Genomic DNA, 17,986 nt, shown 5'->3' on the forward strand with positions numbered 1-17,986 from the left:
GGAGGACCCGGCGCGAGCCGAGCCCTCCGATGGATCTTACGGGGGATCTCGGGGCGGATCCTAGGGGGTCGTCGGTGAGGACGCCTCCGCGTAGCGCCGGCGCGGGATCCTGCCCGCCTGCCGCGCCTGGCGTCCCGCCGCCACGGCCGCCCTCATCGCCGAGGCCATGAGCTCGGGCCGCTGCGCGCGGGTGACCGCCGTGGCCAGCAGCACCGCGTCGCAGCCCAGCTCCATCGCCAGGGCGGCGTCGCTGGCCGTGCCGATGCCCGCGTCGAGGATCACCGGCACCGCGGCGGCCTCCACGATGAGCTCGATGTTGTGCGGGTTCCTGATGCCGAGGCCCGACCCGATCGGCGCTCCCAGGGGCATCACGGCCGCGCAGCCGGCCTGCTCCAGCCGCCGCGCCAGCGCCGGGTCGTCGCCGATGTACGGCAGCACCACGAACCCGTCGGCCACCAGCCGCTCGGCCGCGTCGAACGTCTCGATCGGGTCGGGCAGCAGCGTGCGCTCGTCGGAGATGACCTCGAGCTTGACCCAGTTCGTCCCCAGGGCCTCGCGGGCCAGCCGGGCCGTCAGCACGGCCTCGCCCGCGGTGAAGCAGCCCGCGGTGTTGGGCAGCACCTTGATGTCGCGGCGGCGCAGCACGTCGAGGACCGAGCCGCGGGCGCCCGGGTCGAGCCGCCGCATGGCCACCGTGGTCAGCTCGGTTCCCGAGGCGACCAGCGCCTGGTCGAGCACCTCCAGGGAGGGCGCGCCGCCGGTGCCCATGATGAGCCGGGAGGAGAACTTCTCCCCGGCGATGATCAGCTCATCCACCCTGCACCGCCGTCAGGACCTCGACGCGGTCGCGGTCGCCGAGCGCCGTCGTCTCCCACGAGCTGCGCGTGACCACCTCGTCGTTCACGGCCACCGCCACTCCGGTGGTGGCCGTGGTCAGCGTTCGTACGGCCTGGGCCACGGTGGTGCCGTCGGCCACCTCGTGTGCGGCGCCGTTGATCGTCACAATCATGAAATATCCCGAAATCTCGCGGGCGAGCACAGCACAGCCAGCTCGCCCTCCTCACCCGTCAGAATCCCCGCCCCCGGCACCGACCCCGCCGCCCCCGGGGACGCCGTCACCACGGTCGGTGTCGCGCCGGTCGGTGTCGCGTCGGTCGGTGTCGGCAGGGTTGGTGTCGCCACGGCCGGTGTCGTCAAGGCCGCTGTGATCAGGGCCGCCGTGAGGGGGGCCAGCAGGACCCCGCCCCGATGGTGGCCGGTGGCCAGCACCAGCCCGGGAACCTCGCCCGCCCCGATGATCGGCAGATTGTCGGGGGTGCCCGGCCGCAGCCCGGCGACCACGTCGGCGACCTCCAGCTCGGTGATCCCCGGGACCAGCTCCCTGGCGTCCCGCAGCAGCTCGTGGAGCCCGCCCGCGGTCACCCGGGTGTCGAACCCCAGTTCCTCCTGCGTGGCCCCGAGCACCAGCTCACCGTCGCCCCTGGGGACGAGGTAGACGGGCGCGCCGTGCACCGTCCCGCGTACGCACCGCCCGAGCAGCGGCTGCGGCGAGCGCAACCGCATGATCTGCCCCTTGACCGGCCGGACGGGCACCCCGGCCAGCTCCCCGCTCCACGCCCCCGCGGCCAGCACCACCCGCTCGGCCGCGATCTCCCGCACGGCGGCGTCAGGCTGACCGGGATCGGGATCTAGGCGCACACCCACCACAGCACCCGTCGCGGGGCCCATCACGCTGTCGGTCACGGTGTCGGCCCTGGCTTCGGCCCCCGCCCCTGTCCCTGACGCGGTGTCGCCGTCGCGCAGCAGCCCGGCGACCCGCGCCCGTACCAGGGGCACGCCCAGCCGGTCGAGCGCGGCCAGCAGCGCCGCCGTGACGCGGCGCGGGTCCACCCAGGCGTCACCGGGGGCCAGCAGCCCGCCGCGCACCGAAGGGGCCAGCATGGGCTCCAGACGGCGGCATTCGCGCCCGGTCAGCCGCTCGACCCGCAACCCCAGCTTGTCCATGAACGCCGCCAGGTCGTCGAGCGCCGCCAGGTCGTCGGCCCCGAAGGCGACGTCGAGCGTGCCGTCGGCGCGCAGGTCGAGCCCGCGACGGGCGGCCTCCATCGGCCCCGCACCCCCGGACACCCGCCCGAACCCGCCACCGGGACGCACGCCGAACCCGCCGGGACCCGCGCCGGACCCGCTGTCGAGACCCGTGCCGAACCCGCCGTCGAGCCCCGCGTCGGCGGCCAGCTCGGCGGCGAAGGACGGCCACCGGCGCAGCGACGCGGCCCCCAGCCGCAGCAGCGGCTCCTCGGTGTAGGCGACCTCGCTGACGGGGGCGAGCATCCCGGCCGCCGCGTAGGACGCCCCGCGCCCCGGGGCCGGGTCGACCACCGTGACGGGCAGCCCCGCACGGGCCAGCCGCCAGGCGATCGACAACCCGACGACCCCGCCGCCCACGATCACATTCATCCGCGCTCCCTTCGCCGGCATGATCCGGATCAGGTGTCTTGCGGTCGAAGGCCCGCTCAAGCCTTCCTCTCAGCCCGGTGACGGCCGGACTCCCGCGCGTCTTGCGCTCCCAGCCTACGGCCTCGGTGCGACGTGCCGGCACCGCCCCCGTTATGGTCATGAACGTGAACCATGTCGTAGTGGTGGGAGCGGGCCTGGCCGGGCTGCGCAGCGCCGAGGCGCTGCGCGGACGCGGCTTCACCGGACGGATCACGCTGATCGGCCAGGAGCGCCATCGGCCCTACGACCGCCCGCCGCTGTCCAAGGCCGTCCTGTCCGGCGCCGCCGACTCCAGCTTCCTGGAGGCCGACCTCGACGCGCTGGAGATCGACTTCTGGCCCGGCGTGACCGCCAAGGCCCTGCGCGAGGGCGTCCTGGAGACGACCGAGGGCGAGCTCGGCTACGACGGCCTCGTGATCGCCACCGGCGCCGAGCCGATCACCGTGCCCGGCGACGGCCCCCAGCACGTCCTGCGCACCCTCGACGACGCCCACGAGCTGCGCGCCGGGCTCGTGGCCGGGGCCCACGTGGCGATCATCGGCGCGGGCTGGATCGGCGCCGAGGTCGCCACCGCCGCCCGCAGGGCCGGCTGCGCGGTGACCGTGATCGAGGCCGGTCCCACCCCGCTGGCCAACGCCGTGGGCCCGGAGATCGGCGCCCGCACGCGACACTGGTACGAGGGCATCGACCTGCGCCTGAACACCATGGTCGACGAGGTGGACGAGGGCGGCGTACGGCTGGTGGGCGGCGAGTTCGTCCAGGCCCACGTGGTCGTCACCGGCATCGGCGTGCGCCCGGCCGTCGAATGGCTGGCCGGCTCCGACATCGACCTGCACAACGGCGTCGTCACCGACGAGCACCTGCGCACGTCCATGCCGGGCGTGGTCGCCGCGGGCGACTGCGCCGCCTGGTGGTCGCGCCGCTACGGCACCAGGCTCCGCGTCGAGCACTGGGACACCGCGCTCGGCTCGCCCGAGGTCGCCGCCGCCACCCTGCTGGGCGAGGAGGCCGTCTACGACCCGGCGCCCTACTTCTGGTCCGAGCAGTTCGGCCACATGGTCCAGTACATCGGCCACCACCCGTCCGGCGACCGCCTGCTCTACCGCGGCGAGCCGGAGGGCAAGTGGTCGGCCGTCTGGCTGACGTCCGGCGACACCCTCGCCGCGGTGCTCGCCGTCGACCGGCCCCGGGACTACGTGCAGGGCCGTAGGATCATCGAAGGCGGTCATCGCCTCGACACAGAACGCCTGGTAGATCCAGAGGTCCCCCTACGGGATTGTGTTGTTTGAGCAAGGACGGCATGTGGTAGTTGTGGTTTCGTGACGCTTTCTGTTGCACAGATCGACCGGGAGACCGACCAGCTCGTCGACGAGTGGCTCACTCTCCCCGAAGTGGCCTCACGCCTCGACCTCTCGATCGGGCGGGCCAAGCAACTCCTCAAGGACCACAAGCTGCTCGGCGTACGCCGCGGCGGCGGCGGGCCACAGGTGCCCGCGGTGTTCCTCGACGGGAAGGACGTGATGAAGGGCCTGCCCGGCACACTGACCGTGTTGCTGGACGCCGGCTACGACGACGTCGAGTCGCTGCGCTGGCTCTTCACCCCAGACGAGTCCCTGCCGGGGTCGCCCATCGAGGCGATCAAGGCCGGCCGTCACACGGAGGTCAAGCGGCGTGCCCAGGCCCTCGGTTTCTGAGGCCCGCCTCTATCTCTGCACCGACGGCCGCCGCGACCGCGGCGACCTGGCAGAGTTCCTCGATTCGGTGCTGGCCGGCGGCGTGGACATCGTCCAGCTGCGGGAGAAGGGCCTGGAGGCACGCGAAGAACTCGCGCTCCTGGAAGTCTTCCGCGACGCCTGCGACCGGCACGGCAAGCTGCTGGCCGTCAACGACCGGGCGGACATCGCCTACGCCGCCCGGCCCGACGTGCTCCACCTGGGGCAGGACGACCTTCCCGTGACGGTCGCGCGAGAGATGCTCGGCGACGACATCGTCATCGGCCGGTCCACCCACTCCATCGCCGAGGCGTCCGCCGCGGCCGTGGAGGAGGGCGTCGACTACTTCTGCTGCGGCCCGATCTGGCCCACGCCGACCAAGCCGGGCCGCCACGCGCCGGGCCCGGCGCTGCTGCGGCACGCGGCCTCGCTGGGATCGGCCCCGGGGTCGGAGCGGCCGTGGTTCGGGATCGGCGGCATCGACCTCGCCAACCTCGACGAGGTCATGTCGTACGGCGTGACCCGCGTGGTGGTCGTACGCGCGATCACCGACGCGGAGGACCCGGGGGCGGCGGCGGCCGAGTTCGCCAAGCGCCTGATCCCCTAGGACGACCGGGCGCCCGCCACCCACAGGCGGACCGCGCGCCGACCTCAGGTGCCGGGATGCCGGTGCCGGGGTCAGGTCTTGCGGGACGTCGCGGCGATGGCCAGCTCGGTCAGCGCCGTGCGCGCCTGGGCGGTGAGAGGCGCCTCGTCGAGCGCGGCCAGCGCGTCGGCGAGATAGCCGGCGATCAGGTCTTCGCACTCCCGCAGCGCGCCGGTGTCCGTGATGATCTCGCGCAGGGCGCTCACCCCCTGCTCGTCGAGCGCGGGGTCGCCGAGCAGCCTGCGCACCGTCGCGGCCGACTCCGGCGCGGCCGCGGCCAGGGTACGGGCCACCAGCATCGTGCGCTTGCCCTCCCGCAGGTCGTCGCCGGCCGGCTTGCCGGTCTGGGCCGGGTCGCCGAACACCCCGAGGATGTCGTCCCTGAGCTGGAAGGCGATGCCGACGCGGCGGCCGTAGCCGGTGCACAGCTCGTCCATCCACGGCTCCAGCGCGGCGGCGGCGAGCACCAGGCCGAGCCTGAGCGGCTGCTCCACCGAGTACTTGCCGCTCTTGAACAGCGCCACCCGCAGCGCCGACTCGAAGGTGTTCTCGCCGTGGGCCTGCTCCAGCAGGTCGAGGTACTGGCCGCACATCAGCTCGGTGCGCATGTGGTCGTGGACGGGCTGGGCGGCGGCCAGCGACGCCGGCGGCAGGCCGCTGGTACGCCACATCTCGCCCGACCACACCAGCAGCAGGTTGCCCAGCAGGATGGCGGCCCCCTCGCCGAACTGCTCGGCCGAGCCGTGCCAGCCCTCCTTCTCGTGCAGGGTCTGGAAGCGGCGGTGGGCGGCCGGCATGCCCCTGCGCAGGTCGCTCTTGTCCATCACGTCGTCGTGCACGAGCGCGCTGGCCTGCAACAGCTCCAGCGACGCCGCGGCGGTGAAGATCTCGGGCAGGTCGGTGCCGCCCGCGCCGCGCCAGCCCCAGTAGCAGAACGCGGGACGCAGGCGCTTGCCGCCGGCCAGCAGGTCGCCCGCGGCGGCGCGCAGCGGTTCGAGCTCGGCGTCGCCCGAGGGGGGCAGCTGCCGTTCGACGAACTCCCCGAGGGCGCGCTCCACCTGGGTGCGCAGGGCGTCCATGCTCGCGGCGTCAGTGGTCATGCCTTGAGACTAGTGGGCGCGGACTCGGGGTCGGGTCCCCGGTCTAGGGGCGGCCGATCCGGACACCGGCCTGTACGCTTGCCCCATGGCGCTTGGTCGACCCTCCATCCTGCCCGATCGTGTTCCCACCGTCCGCGAGCTGCTCGCCGCCGGTGGCCGGTCGTTCTCCTTCGAGTTCTTCCCGCCGAAGACCGACGAGGGCGAGCGGCAGCTCTGGAAGGCGATCAGGGAGCTGGAGTCCCTGCGCCCCACGTTCGTCTCGGTGACCTACGGCGCCGGCGGCTCGACCCGCGACCGCACGGTCGACATCGTCGAGCGCCTGGCCCACGACACCACGCTCACCCCTGTGGCGCACTTCACGGCGGTCGACCACTCGCTGCGCGAGCTGCGTCATCTGATCGGCCGCTTCGCCGACGCGGGGGTGCGCAACATCCTGGCCGTGCGCGGCGACCCGCCCGGCGACCCGGCCGCCGAGTGGGTGCGGCATCCCGAGGGCGTGCTCTACGCCGAGGAGCTGGTGCGGCTCATCCGGCAGGCGGGGGAGTTCTGCGTCGGTGTGGCGGCGTTCCCGTACAAGCATCCGCGCTCGCCGTCCATCGAGTCCGACACCGACTACTTCGTACGCAAGTGCCGCGCGGGCGCCGACTACGCGATCACCCAGATGTTCTTCCAGGCCGACGACTACCTGCGGCTGCGCGACCGGGTGGCGGCCCAGGGCTGTGACACGCCGATCATCCCGTGCATCATGCCGGTCACCCAGATGAGCACGATCGCGCGTTCGGAGCAGCTGTCGGGGGCGCCGTTCCCGCCCGACGTGGCGGCCCGGTTCGAGGCGGTCGCCGACGACCCGGCCGCGGTGCGCGCGCTGGGCATCGAGCACGGCGCGGAGCTGTGCCAGCGGCTGCTCGACGAGGGCGCGCCCGGGATCCACTTCATCACGTTCAACCGGTCCAGCGCCTCGCGCGAGGTGTTCCAGCGCCTGACGCCGGTCGCCGCCACCGCCTGACCCGCACAAAGCGGATGCCCGTCACCCGCCCGCAGGGGGACCGGGCGGGTGGCGGGCAAGGGGTGGTATCCGGTAGGTAACGTGTCCGTCACTTTCTGTCATCAAGATGCCCTGTGGCATGCCGCGGCAAACCGCCGAGTCCAGGGCTTTACCTGCGGTGACGTGCGGCGTGCTCAGTCGAGGGGGAGTGGGCGGCCCACGATCGCGTACTCCTCGTGGCCGCCGGGGAAGACGAAGCGGGTCAGCAGGTCGGTGAAGCCCATGCCGGCGTAGAGGTGGCGGGCGGCCGTGGGGCGGTCGTGGGTGGACAGCACGGCCGAGCGTTCGGGGCGGCCGGCGCACAGGGTCCTGATCATGGCCCGGCCGATGCCCTTGCCCTGGTGGCCGGGGTGCACGTGGATCTCGGCCAGCTCGAACGCGTGGCCCATCCAGGCGTGCGCCGCCTCCTCGCCGGCCTGGTCGGCCAGCGCCCTGCTCACCACGTCGTGCCACCACTGGCCGGTCGCGCCGCGGAAGCCGTAGGCGAAGCCGACGACCTGGGGGCGTTCCACGCCGGTCGGGTCCCGCAATTCTGCGAAATAGCATTGAAAATGGGGATATGTCCCGTGATTTCGCATGATGGTCTTGCGGCCGGAGATCTGCTCGGGGGGCGGGTTCATCGCCGCCGTGTAGATGTCGATCACCGTGTCCAGGCGTTCGGTGAACTCGGCCGGGCCCGCCCCGCGAAACTCGATCACCCGTCGCACATTACTCGACGTCAACCGCAGTGCCTCCGGTGATCGCCAGCAACTCCTCGAACGTCGTCGGGAAGACCGTCAGCGGGTGGCCGCCGGCCGCCCACACCACCTCGTGCTTGCTCAGCCAGTTGTCCACCAGGGTGCGGACCGGGGCCGGGTGACCGACCGGTGCCACGCCGCCGATCGGCTGACCGGTCGCGGCCCTGACGAACTCCGGCGTGGCCCGGCGCACCCGGGCGACGCCCGCCGTGCGGGCGACGAGCTCGACGTCCACCCGGTGGGCGCCGCTGGTCAGGACCAGCAGCGGCGCGCCGTCGGCGTCGAAGATCAGGCTGTTGGCGATCGCCCCCACCTCGCAGCCGAGCTGGGCGGCCGCGGTCGCCGCGGTCGGCGCCTTCTCGGGCAGGACGACGATCTCCCCGGTGGCGCCCGACGCGCGCAGGGCGGCCTCCACGACGACGGCGTTCGCCGGCAACTTCTCAGACATGAGGACACTCTAAACAGGTTGACCGCCTTATTACCTGTTCATGGTAGGTGGTGTAGGGTCCATCGATCCGGATTGTTCGTGATAAGAGAGGTGGTACCGGTGGGGGCTCGACGGCTGCCCGGAGTGGCTGCTCTTCTGACGGCTGGGGCCGTCGTACTCACGGGCTGTGGCGCGCAGACGGCCTCACCCGCCGCGTCGACCGGCACGCCCGGCACGGCGAGCACGCCCGGCACGGCGAGCACGCCCGGCACGGCGGGCGCCAAGGCGGGCCCGGCGGCAGCGCCGGTCACCTCGCCCGTCACCTCGCCCGTCACCTCGCCCGTCACCTCGCCCGTCACGGCGCCGGTCGCGGCGCCGCGCAAGACGCTGAAGCTGGGCGCCAAGGGCACGTCCGTCACCTGGCTGCAGCGGCGCCTGACCGCCCTGGGCTACCTGCCCGGCAAGGCCGACGGCCGCTACGGCGGCACCACGCTCGCCGCCGTCTGGGCCTTCCAGAAGGTCAACGGCATCACGCCGACCAGCACGATCGCCCGCAGGACGTGGGAGGCGCTGGAGCGGCCGAAGACCCCGAAGGTCCTGGTGGGCAACGGCAAGCCGACCCGCGCCGAGGTCAACCTCACCAAGCAGATCATGGTCCTGTACGTCGGCGGCCAGGTGAGGCTCATCACCCACATCTCCTCCGGCAGCGGCGTCCCGTACTGCGAGACGACCGCCTGGCAGGGCAAGGAGCAGCGCTTCTGCGGCTCGGCCCGCACGCCGACCGGCGACTACCGCACGACGTGGCGCGCCGGCGGCTGGCACAAGTCGTACCTGGGGCAGCTCTACAACCCGATCTTCTTCAACGGTGGCATCGCCTTCCACGGCGCGTTGTCGGTGCCGCTCTCCCCGGCCTCGCACGGCTGCGTGCGCATGCCGATGAACGTGGCCGAGGTGCTGCCCGGACTGCTCGGCAAGGGCGTGCCGGTGCATGTGAGAGGTGCGTTCAGGCGCGCATAACGTCCGCGTGACCGGATCCGGTGACGGCCGGGTTATCCGCCTCTTGCTGGACTTCCCCCGACTTCTGGGGGGATTCCATGACGACGTCCACACTTCGTGTTCCGGCCTCTGCTCCGTACGTGCGGCGCGGGGGCCGATCGCTTTCGTGGTGGTTGCTGGCGGTCGGGTGGGTGGCGCAGGTCGCGCTGCGGCTCTGGCTGTTCCGGCAGCACACCGGGCCCGTGGCCAACCCGGACGAGACCGGGTACCTGATCGCCGCCCGCTGGCTGGCCGGCGGGCCCGGGGCGGATCTGACCGGGTTCACCTTCTACCAGGGCGGTTATCCGCTGCTGCTGGCGCCGGTGTTCTGGTTCACGCGTGATCCGGTGGTGGCCTACCGGCTGGTGGTCGTGGTGGGGTCGATGGTGGCGGCGGGGGCGTTCCCGCTGGCGTACCTGCTGCTGCGGCGGCTGGGGACGGGCCGGCGGGTGGCGATGGCCGCGGCGTTCGCGGGCGGGCTGTCGCCGTCGCTGCTGCTGTTCGCGGGGCTGGCGCTGGCCGACGCGGTCCTGCCCACTCTCGTCCTGGCGTGGCTGGTCGCGCTGCACGACCTCGCGGCCAGGGGGTCGGCCAGGGCGGGGGCGCTGGCGGGCGGGCTCGCGGGGTTCGCCATGGCGGTGCACCTGCGCGGCACCGTCGTCCTGGCGGTGACCGTGCTGGCGCTGACGGGGTTGCTGATCGCGCGCCGCCGGGGCGCCGCGGCCGGGCTCGCGGCCGCCATGGCGGTCGCGGTGGCCGGGACGCTGCTGAACCGGGCGCTGTCCGCGGCGCTGTACCCGGGCGGGGCGCGTGACCTGTCGGGCATCCTGGCCGGCAGGATGACCGGGCTCGACGGGCAGGCGTGGGCGCTGGCGGGGGCGGCCGGGCAACTCTGGTACCTGGTCGCCGCGACCTGGGGGCTGGCCGGGCTGGGGCTCGCCGGCGCGGTCGCCGTCGTGGTCAGGCGGTCCGCGCCGGCGCCGCGGCGTCTTCTCGCGGCCGTCCTGCTCGCCACGACCCTGGGCATCGCGTACGCCTCCTCGGCCGCGCTCCCCGACGAGCACCGGGTCGGCAACTACGCCTACGGCCGCTACCTGGCCTGCGTGGCGCTCGCCTGGAGCCTGGCCGGGCTGCTCGTGCTGGCCGGAGCCGGACGCCGGGCCGTCGTGCGGCACGCCCTCGCGGCGGCCGGGCTGCTCGCGGTGACCGGCGGCGTGGTCGTCCGGTACGCGGGGGACCGGCTCCAGCGGTACGCGTTCATCGCCTTCGACTTCCCGGAGGTGATCTTCCTGACCCGGGTGCGGGACTCCTTCGACCTGGTCGCCGCCTCCGTCGTGACGCTCGCCCTGCTGGCGTGCCTGTCGGGAGCGGCGCTCCTGGCCGCCCGCAGGGCCTGGCCGGCGGTCGTGGCCGTGCTGGCGTTGGTCAACGTCGTCTTCGCCGCCGACCTGGCGCCGAAGTCCGCGCCCGCCGCCGGGCCCGACTGGCTGCCCGCCCTCACGGGCCCCGGGCGGGTGGCCGTGGAGCGGCGGGTGAAGTGGAACGTCTGGGAGCCGCTGGCCTACCGGGTCTCCTGGACCGAGATCGAGCACTACGACCGTACGCCGCCGGCCGGCGTCTGCACCGCCGTCGTGGCGCCCGACGCGGGGCCGCCGCCCGAGGGATGGGCCGCGACCGGCGCGGGCGGCACCCGGCAGGGCTGGACCACCTGGGTCAACGCCCGCTGCCCCGGCGGCGGGTCAGCGCGGGGACGGTGACGCCGTCCGGGCCTCGCTGTTCGCGCGGACCATGCCCACCGCCTGGGCCAGGGCCGCCACCAGCAGGAGCAGGCAGGAGCCCAGCTGCCATGGCGGGACCGCGTCCACGAAGGCTTCTTCGTCGTAGAGCGCGGCCAGCCCCCGCATGGGGTTGGCGATGGCGACGAAGAGCCCGAGCGCGTACGGCAGGATGAGGACGCCCGACACCACCAGCAGCGCGATGCGGCCCCGGGTCGCACGGCGGAGCAGCAGGCCCGCCACGGCGACCCCCACGGCCGCGACGCCCGCCACCAGCGCGATGCCCAGGGCGATCCACCAGAATTCCGAGCCCAGCGACGACAGGCCCCCGGACGTGATCGCGTCGCCCCGCGACCGCGAGGCGACGCGGAGGGCCGCGTAGTTGACGGCCGCGTACACCGCCACCAGGACCGGCCCCGAGAGTAACAGCACGAGAGTGCCCGTCCGTCCCCGCATCGATCCCCCTCACGCCGCCGTCCCCGTGCGGCCCGTCAGTCAGCTGTCCGGCAATGCGTGGCCAGCCTGTCAGACGCGCGCCGTCGCGCGCCACCCCGGCGGCGCGCCGGGCCGGGGGAGTCAGGGTCAGCGAGGGAGGCCGTGGAGGGCGACGTCGGCGGCCCGGCGGGCGGCGTCGCGGGCCTGTTCCACCGGGAGGCCGTCGGCGAGCGTGGTCATCACGGCCAGCTTCACCGCGCCGATGAGCGACCCCACGGCCGCCGCCGCCTCGACCCGGTCGAGGCGGCCGGGGTAGGCCGCCCGCAGCGCCTCCGCCAGCCGGAGCTGGCTGTCGAACAGCAGGTGCAGCGCCCGCGCCTGCAGTTGCGGCTCGCGCATGATGAGGCCCAGCCGCAGCGTCGCCTGCTCCGACCAGTTCTCCTGGCCGTCGTCCGAGGCCGACAGTGTGTCCTCGATGAAGTCGCGCAGCAGGTCGGCCGGCGTCTGACCGGGGGCGGGCGCGGACAGGAACGCCAGAGCGCGCTCGATCTGGTGCTCGGAGTCGTAGAAGAGCACGTCCTCCTTGCTGGCGAAGTAGCTGAAGAAGGTGCGCGTGGAGATGTCGGCCGCCGCCGCGATCTCCGCCAGCGTGGTCTCCTCGTAGCCCTTCTCGCCGAACAGCCGGAGCGCGGCCTCGATCAGCGCCCGGCGCGTGCGCTGCTTCTTGCGCTCCCGCAGTCCTACCATGACGGAACTCTACACCGATATACGAATTTCATGCATTGAAGTTTTGCATCGATTGAGGTTTTCTGGAGAGTGAGCTCGGAAAGGAGCCAGCATGTCCGAACTGACCTTTCCCACCACCCGCCGCGGGCCCTTCGACCCACCGGACGAAGCCACCGCCCTCCGACAACAGGGCGCCATGCACCGCCTCACGTTCGCCGACGGCCACCTCGGCTGGCTGGTCACGGGGTACGCGGCCGCCCGCTCGATCCTGGCCGACCCCCGCTTCAGCAACCGTCCGGAGAACGTGCACGCGGTGGTGCCCGCCCGGATGCAGCTCCAGCGCGACCTGCCGCCGGGGTTCTTCCTGCGCATGGACGCGCCCGAGCACACGCGCTACCGCAAGCTGCTCATGGGGCAGTTCACCGTCCGGCGGATGAAGGCGCTCGAACCCAGGATCGAGGAGATCACCCACTCCTGCCTGGACGCCATGCAGGCCGCCGGGCCGCCCGCGGACCTGGTGCAGTCCTTCGCGCTGCCGATCCCGTCGCTGGTGATCTGCGAGCTGCTCGGGGTGCCGTACGAGGACCGCGCGGAGTTCCAGGAGGACACCAAGGTCCTGGTCAACCTGGAGACCAAGGCCGACGACGCCCTGGCCGCGTTCTCCAGGATCGGGGCGTACCTGTCGGGGCTGATCGGGCGCAAGCGGTCGGAACCGGGCGACGACCTGCTCAGCGGGCTCGTCGAGAGCGGGGAGCTGAACCACGAGGAGCTGACCGGGGTCGCCTTCCTGCTCCTGGTGGCCGGGCACGAGACGACCGCCAACATGCTGGGCCTGGGGACGTACGCGCTGCTCACCAACCCCGATCAGCTCGCCGCCATGCGCGACGACCCGTCGGTGGTGGAGAACGGCGTGGAGGAGCTGCTGCGCTACCTCACGATCATCCACCTCGGCCCGGTGCGCAGCGCCCTGGAGGACGTCGAGATCGAGGGCCACCTCGTCAAGGCGGGGGAGTCGGTCGCCTTCCACCTGCCCACCGTGAACCGGGACCCCTCCCGCTTCCAGGACGCCGACCGTCTCGACGTCCACCGGCCCGCCGGCGGGCACCTGACGTTCGGCCACGGCATCCACCAGTGCCTCGGGCAGCAGCTCGCCCGGGCCGAGATGCGCATCGCGTACCCGGCGCTGCTGCGGCGCCTGCCTGGCCTACGCTTGGCCGTATCACCCGAGGAGGTGCCGATGCGCTCGGACATGAGCATCTATGGAGTGCACCGCCTCCCTGTCACTTGGTAGGTCACGATGAAGATCACAGCGGATACGACGGTGTGCATCGGGGCGGGCATGTGCGCCCTGACGGTGCCGGAGGTGTTCGACCAGAGTGAGGACGAGGGCACGGTGGTGCTGCTGCACGAGGTGCCCGAGGAAGGGCAGGAGGAGGCCGTGCGGCGTGCGGTGTCCCTGTGCCCGTCGGGGGCGCTCTCCGTCTCCTGACCGCCGCCCCGTCCGATCTGACCGTCTCGCCGCCGCCACCGCCCCCGGTGGCGGCGGTTTCGCGTGCGGCGGCCCCGGCCCTCCGGGTCGACGCACGGCGGCGGTGATCACGCGCGAACAGGGGGACGTCATGGGCCGGGACGATGGCTTCGGTTCATGGTCATCGAACCTGTGTTCGTGGAACAGGTTGACACCGAGCGTGATCGAAATTATGTTCGACCTAGTGGCGGTGAGGCTCGCGGCTCAACGTCACCCAAGGACCTGGTCGCGGGCCGTTCGCTTCCCCAAGCGATTCCCGCGGCCAGGCTCCACGGGCGAAGGGCGCGTCCTCGTCGTCGGCGGAGACGAGTGGGCGTGTCCTGGCCGGACGGGGAGAGGGGAAGCTCCTCGTCCGGCTGGCTCGGCGGAAATGTCGGTGGCGTCTGCAAGTGTTGGCTTCACCGGCGGAGACGCCGGCCGCCGCCCACGACTCCAAGGAGGCGCGCAAGATGGCACCACGGCCTAGAGAAACACCCGGGCCCCGGCTGTCGCCTGCGGTTCGGGCACACTTGACCGATTCACGTTCCTGCCTGGCGGAGGCGACCGCCGCTCGCACCCCGGCATCCCGATACGTGGCCGCTCACCTGGCGGCTCTTCGCGCGGCTGCGGCGATCCTGGCCGCCCGTCCCCGTCCCATGGAGGGCCGCAGGCGCCGCCTGCGCAGCGCGTGGGAGCTGCTGCCCGAGGCCGAGCCCCACCTTGCCGAGTGGGCCGCCTACTTCTCCGTGAGCGCCGCCAAGCGCGCGGCCGCGGAGGCGGGCGTGGTCCGCGGCATCAGCGCGGCCGACGCCGGCGAGATCCTGGCCGAGGCCGAGACGTTCGTCTCCACGGTGGAAGACCTGCTCGGCGTCCCCGTCCAGGCCCAGCTTCCCGTGGACGTCCCGCTGGCAGGCTGACCCCGCCGCCCGGCTCTCCAGGCGACGCCGCCGAGCGGAAGAGCGCGGGTGGCGGGGTCCAGCAAGGCCGATGAAGTGAGCGAGGCGGCTGCGGCTGACACGCATGCCCAAAAACGGGCCCAGAGTGACGGCAGGGCCGCCCCACATCCCCCCAGACCCCACAGGGTGCGACTCCGGTGGCGGCTGTTCACCCGGATCCCTGACCACTGTTACCAGTCGTTGTTCTCGGTGGCCGGATTCCGGCGGGGTGCATTGGGACGGAATTCAGCTGGAGTGGAAGAAGGTACGGCGAAGGGCCCGCCAGGGGAAATGGCAGGCCCTTCGGGGGTGAAGCGGTAGGTCCTAGAACGACTCGACGGCTCGGCGGGCCTCGGCGTCGAGCACGCCCCAGCTGATGAGTTCCTCGGTCAACTCGCTGGGCGACTTGTCATAGATCACAGCCAACGAACGCAGGTCCTCCTGGCGGATCGACAGGACCTTGCCGTTGTAGTCGCCACGCTGGCTCTGAATGGTGGCGGCGTAACGGGCGAGCGCTCCGGCCTTCTCCTTCGGCAGTGACGCCAGGCGCTCCAGGTCGATCACAAGCTTGGGAGTGGGCCCGAGCGGACTCGGAGCGGCGCCCCCGGGCAGCAGCTCGGAGACAGGCACTCCGTAGAAATCGGCAAGCTCGGCAAGTTTCTGCACGGTGACAGCTCGGTCGCCACGCTCGTAGGAGCCCACGACCACGGCTTTCCACCTGCCGCGCGACTTCTCTTCGACTCCATGCAGGGACAGCCCCTGCTGGGTGCGGATGGCGCGGAGTCGTGCACCCAGCGACTTTGCGTACTCAGACGGCATCGTGTGGCCCCCCGGCTCTCGTATGTAGCGCTCTCAGTAGATTGTGCTCCCTTGCGGCATATGCCCCAGCCACCGGGGGGTACGGTGCCAGGCTCGGCACCATCGGTAGCCGTGGCCCTGGGTTTACCCCAGAACGCCGCGCGGTGTGGTTACGCACAGTGACGGTAAAGGGGTGGGAGCCTAAGGTCAAGCTGATTGGAAAAAAGATGCCGAATCCGGTCCGGGAGGGAACGCAACAAACGCCCCTCTTGTACCGGTGGCAACACTACTTCGTCATAGTTTGACGAGTGAAATCGAGCGTCAGGTCTCGCGGGTCAGAATCATGACCGGGCAGGTCGCGGCCTGGACGATCTTGATGGACGTGTCGCCCAGGAAGACCCGCCGCAGCGGCCCGGCGTCGCTGGAGGCGCACACGAGCAGCTCCCCGGGCAGCCAGGTGGTCGTGCCGAGCGCCTGTGCCACGTTCCGGCCCTCCAGAAGCTCCACCTCGACCTGGAGCCTGCGCCGCTGCCCCCGCGCCGCCGCGCGCAGGTCCGCGGCGGCCTGGTCGCGCAGCCGTACGAGCATGTCCTCCTCGATCTGGACGCGGCGGCCGGTCCGGACCACCAGCGTGACCAGCCGCAGCGGGATGTCCAGGGTGACCGCGGCCTTGGCCGCGCCCTTCACGGCGGCGTCGGCGCCGGGCCCGCGGCGGTAGGCGACGGTGATGCGCTCGAACGCGGCCGGCGGGTCCTCGCCGTAGCCGCGCGGGGCGAGCAGCACGGGCACCGGCGAGGAGTGCAGGAGCTGGTCGGCGGTGCTGCCGACGGTGATGCGGGACCGTCCGCCGCCGGGCGCGGAGCCGATCACCACGACGTCGGCGCCGCGCCTGCGGGCCACCTCCACCAGGCCGCGCCCGCTGCCCTTGTTGGTCTGGCGGACGTACTCGGCCTGGTCGCCGGCCAGCTCGCGGGCCTGTGCGAGCGCGTTCTCGGCCTGCTCGCGCAGGTAGGAGCGCCAGGCGCCCTCGTCGGCGCGGGCGGGGCCCGGCGTGGTGGTCACGGGCGGCTGGACGGTCGCGACCGTCAGGCTGCCCCCGGTCTGCCGGGTCAGCTGGACGGCCAGCGCGAGCCCGTCCCTGCCGCGTGGCTCGGCGATGTACCCGGCCAGCACCTTGTCGAACTTCATGTCACCGCACCTCGGCATTCAGCCGCGAATGCCCGTAGCCGTACAGGAAATAGCAGATCAGGCCGACCAGCATCCACAGGCCGAAGGCGGCCCACGTGACGCCCGCCAGCCCGGCCATGACGATGACGCAGAAGACCGCGCCGAGCACCGGGGTGAGGGGGAAGAGCGGCGTACGGAAGCTGCGGGGCAGCTCGGGGCTGCGGTAGCGCAGGACCAGCACGCCGACGTTGACGATGAAGAAGGCGAACAGGGTGCCGATGCTGGTGGCCTCGGCGAGCTGGCCGAGCGGCACCAGCCCAGCCAGGACCGAGATGAACAGGGCCACGATCAGCGTGTTGGCGACCGGCACCTGGTGGCGCGGGTTCACCCGCTGGAAGATCCGGGGGATGAGCCCGTCGCGGGACATCGCGAACAGGATGCGGGTCTGGCCGTAGATGACGGTGAGCACGACGCTGGCGATGGCGATCACCGCGCCGAAGGAGACGATCACGCCGGGCCAGGTGGCGCCGGTGGCCTGGTCGACGATCTGTGACAGGCTCGCCTCGGTGCTCTCCGGGTCGAACTCGGTCCACGGCTTGGCCCCGACGGCGGCCACCGCGACCAGGACGTACACGGCGGTGACGATGAGCAGGGACAGCAGGATGGCCAGAGGCAGGTCGCGCTTGGGGTTCCTGGCCTCCTCGCCGGCGGTGGAGGCGGCGTCGAAGCCGATGTAGGAGAAGAACACCTGCGAGGCGGCGGCCGTGATCCCGGCCACCCCCAAGGGGGCGAACGGGGTGAAGTTCCCGGACTGGAACGCCGTGAACGCCACCACGCAGAAGAACACCAGCACCGCGATCTTGATCAGCACGAACACCGCGTTGGCCGTGGCCGACTCCGAGGCCCCGTAGAGCAGGAGCCAGGTGGCCAGGAGCACGATGAGGATCGCGGTGACGTTGACCACGCCGCCGTCCTGGCCGGGGGAGCGGGTGATCGCCTCGGGCAGCGTCCAGCCGAACAGGCTGCGCAGGAACGCGTTGAGGTACTCGCCCCAGCCCACGGCCACGGCCGCGACGGACACGGCGTACTCCAGCATGAGGCACCAGCCGCACACCCAGGCCACCAGCTCGCCCAGCGTCGCGTACGCGTAGGAGTAGGACGACCCGGACACCGGGATCGTCCCGGCCAGCTCGGCGTACGACAGGGCCGAGAACAGCGCCGTGACCGCCGCCAGCACGAACGCCAGCACCACCGCGGGCCCCGCCTTGGGCACCGCCTGGCCGAGGATGACGAAGATGCCGGTGCCGAGCGTGGCGCCGACGCTGAACAGCGTGAGCTGCCACAGCGTCATCGTGCGCCGCAGCTCGCCGCCCTCGCCCTGACCGCCCTCGGCCACGATGCGCTCGGTCGGCTTGGTGCGCAGCAGCCGTGCGGCCAGTGTCACG

General features: G+C 72.4%; 20 protein-coding genes and 1 riboswitch. Of the genes, 9 read left to right on the forward strand and 11 right to left on the reverse strand.

What is annotated here, in order from left to right:
* Positions 1–60: 60 nt before the first annotated feature.
* From ACIHAD_RS10590 to ACIHAD_RS10600, 3 genes are all read right to left on the reverse strand, one after another.
* On the reverse strand, positions 61–816 hold the full coding sequence (locus ACIHAD_RS10590) for a thiazole synthase (protein WP_397354118.1): 756 nt from the start codon (positions 814–816) through the stop codon (positions 61–63).
* A complete protein-coding gene (thiS, locus tag ACIHAD_RS10595; protein WP_352331034.1) occupies positions 809–1,009 on the reverse strand; it encodes a sulfur carrier protein ThiS in 201 nt (66 codons plus the stop codon). The genes ACIHAD_RS10590 and thiS overlap by 8 nt, the downstream gene beginning before the upstream one ends.
* Complete coding sequence (locus ACIHAD_RS10600; protein ID WP_397354119.1) at positions 1,006–2,457, reverse strand: FAD-dependent oxidoreductase; 1,452 nt, start codon at positions 2,455–2,457, stop codon at positions 1,006–1,008. Before ACIHAD_RS10600 ends, thiS begins: the two co-directional genes overlap by 4 nt.
* A riboswitch (TPP riboswitch) is annotated at positions 2,447–2,563 on the reverse strand. It overlaps the preceding gene by 11 nt.
* A gap of 52 nt (positions 2,564–2,615) precedes the next feature.
* On the opposite strand from ACIHAD_RS10600, the gene ACIHAD_RS10605 reads away from it, so the two are divergent.
* The 3 genes from ACIHAD_RS10605 to thiE are packed head-to-tail and all read left to right on the forward strand — an operon-like array spanning position 2,616 to position 4,815.
* Positions 2,616–3,785: an NAD(P)/FAD-dependent oxidoreductase gene (locus ACIHAD_RS10605; RefSeq protein ID WP_397354120.1), complete on the forward strand. Its 1,170-nt coding sequence runs from the start codon at positions 2,616–2,618 to the stop codon at positions 3,783–3,785.
* A 30-nt stretch (positions 3,786–3,815) separates the two neighbouring features.
* Complete coding sequence (locus tag ACIHAD_RS10610) at positions 3,816–4,190, forward strand: Rv2175c family DNA-binding protein (protein WP_357705314.1); 375 nt, start codon at positions 3,816–3,818, stop codon at positions 4,188–4,190.
* Positions 4,168–4,815 carry a thiamine phosphate synthase gene (gene thiE, locus ACIHAD_RS10615; RefSeq protein WP_397354121.1) on the forward strand — a complete coding sequence of 216 codons (648 nt, stop codon included), beginning with the start codon at positions 4,168–4,170 and terminating at the stop codon, positions 4,813–4,815. Before ACIHAD_RS10610 ends, thiE begins: the two co-directional genes overlap by 23 nt.
* Positions 4,816–4,886: 71 nt before the next feature.
* On the opposite strand, the gene ACIHAD_RS10620 is transcribed toward thiE, so the two are convergent.
* On the reverse strand, positions 4,887–5,954 hold the full coding sequence (locus ACIHAD_RS10620; RefSeq protein ID WP_397354122.1) for a polyprenyl synthetase family protein: 1,068 nt from the start codon (positions 5,952–5,954) through the stop codon (positions 4,887–4,889).
* A gap of 85 nt (positions 5,955–6,039) precedes the next feature.
* Here ACIHAD_RS10620 and metF point away from each other — a divergent pair, with 85 nt between their 5' ends.
* Entirely contained in the window at positions 6,040–6,960 is a 921-nt protein-coding gene (gene metF / locus ACIHAD_RS10625; RefSeq protein ID WP_397354123.1) for a methylenetetrahydrofolate reductase [NAD(P)H], read from the forward strand.
* Positions 6,961–7,133: 173 nt separating this feature from the next.
* On the opposite strand, the gene ACIHAD_RS10630 is transcribed toward metF, so the two are convergent.
* Both ACIHAD_RS10630 and ACIHAD_RS10635 read right to left on the reverse strand, forming a co-directional pair.
* Positions 7,134–7,697 (reverse strand): GNAT family N-acetyltransferase, encoded by a 564-nt coding sequence (locus tag ACIHAD_RS10630; protein ID WP_397354124.1) that lies wholly within the window; start codon positions 7,695–7,697, stop codon positions 7,134–7,136.
* A 10-nt stretch (positions 7,698–7,707) separates the two neighbouring features.
* Positions 7,708–8,184 carry a YbaK/EbsC family protein gene (locus ACIHAD_RS10635; RefSeq protein ID WP_397354125.1) on the reverse strand — a complete coding sequence of 159 codons (477 nt, stop codon included), beginning with the start codon at positions 8,182–8,184 and terminating at the stop codon, positions 7,708–7,710.
* A gap of 123 nt (positions 8,185–8,307) precedes the next feature.
* Here ACIHAD_RS10635 and ACIHAD_RS10640 point away from each other — a divergent pair, with 123 nt between their 5' ends.
* Entirely contained in the window at positions 8,308–9,180 is an 873-nt protein-coding gene (locus ACIHAD_RS10640; protein WP_397354126.1) for a L,D-transpeptidase family protein, read from the forward strand.
* Between the two features lie 152 nt (positions 9,181–9,332).
* Entirely contained in the window at positions 9,333–10,955 is a 1,623-nt protein-coding gene (locus tag ACIHAD_RS10645) for a hypothetical protein (RefSeq protein WP_397354127.1), read from the forward strand.
* Here ACIHAD_RS10645 and ACIHAD_RS10650 read toward each other — a convergent pair.
* Positions 10,938–11,429 (reverse strand): hypothetical protein, encoded by a 492-nt coding sequence (locus ACIHAD_RS10650; protein WP_397354128.1) that lies wholly within the window; start codon positions 11,427–11,429, stop codon positions 10,938–10,940. The genes ACIHAD_RS10645 and ACIHAD_RS10650 overlap by 18 nt on opposite strands.
* A 126-nt stretch (positions 11,430–11,555) precedes the next feature.
* Positions 11,556–12,155 (reverse strand): TetR/AcrR family transcriptional regulator, encoded by a 600-nt coding sequence (locus ACIHAD_RS10655; RefSeq protein ID WP_397354129.1) that lies wholly within the window; start codon positions 12,153–12,155, stop codon positions 11,556–11,558.
* A 91-nt stretch (positions 12,156–12,246) separates the two neighbouring features.
* Between ACIHAD_RS10655 and ACIHAD_RS10660 the strand changes: the two genes are divergently transcribed.
* From ACIHAD_RS10660 to ACIHAD_RS10670, 3 genes are all read left to right on the forward strand, one after another.
* Positions 12,247–13,425, forward strand: a complete 1,179-nt coding sequence (locus tag ACIHAD_RS10660) for a cytochrome P450 (protein ID WP_397354130.1) — start codon at positions 12,247–12,249, stop codon at positions 13,423–13,425.
* Positions 13,426–13,431: 6 nt separating this feature from the next.
* Positions 13,432–13,623: a (4Fe-4S)-binding protein gene (locus ACIHAD_RS10665; RefSeq protein ID WP_352353196.1), complete on the forward strand. Its 192-nt coding sequence runs from the start codon at positions 13,432–13,434 to the stop codon at positions 13,621–13,623.
* A gap of 488 nt (positions 13,624–14,111) precedes the next feature.
* Positions 14,112–14,558, forward strand: a complete 447-nt coding sequence (locus ACIHAD_RS10670) for an SAV_6107 family HEPN domain-containing protein (protein ID WP_397354644.1) — start codon at positions 14,112–14,114, stop codon at positions 14,556–14,558.
* Between the two features lie 342 nt (positions 14,559–14,900).
* Here the strand turns inward: ACIHAD_RS10670 and ACIHAD_RS10675 are convergent, their stop codons facing one another.
* The 3 genes from ACIHAD_RS10675 to ACIHAD_RS10685 form a co-directional block, all read right to left on the reverse strand.
* The gene (locus ACIHAD_RS10675; RefSeq protein ID WP_195896239.1) at positions 14,901–15,395 is read right to left on the reverse strand and encodes a transcriptional regulator; all 495 of its coding nucleotides are present in this window, start codon (positions 15,393–15,395) and stop codon (positions 14,901–14,903) included.
* 300 nt (positions 15,396–15,695) lie between these two features.
* Positions 15,696–16,562: a universal stress protein gene (locus ACIHAD_RS10680; RefSeq protein WP_397354131.1), complete on the reverse strand. Its 867-nt coding sequence runs from the start codon at positions 16,560–16,562 to the stop codon at positions 15,696–15,698.
* A gap of 1 nt (position 16,563) precedes the next feature.
* On the reverse strand, positions 16,564–17,985 hold the full coding sequence (locus ACIHAD_RS10685; RefSeq protein ID WP_397354132.1) for an amino acid permease: 1,422 nt from the start codon (positions 17,983–17,985) through the stop codon (positions 16,564–16,566).
* Position 17,986: the final 1 nt, after the last annotated feature.

Origin of the sequence: Nonomuraea sp. NPDC052265 (genome assembly GCF_044547985.1) — a bacterium.
GTDB lineage: Bacteria > Actinomycetota > Actinomycetes > Streptosporangiales > Streptosporangiaceae > Nonomuraea.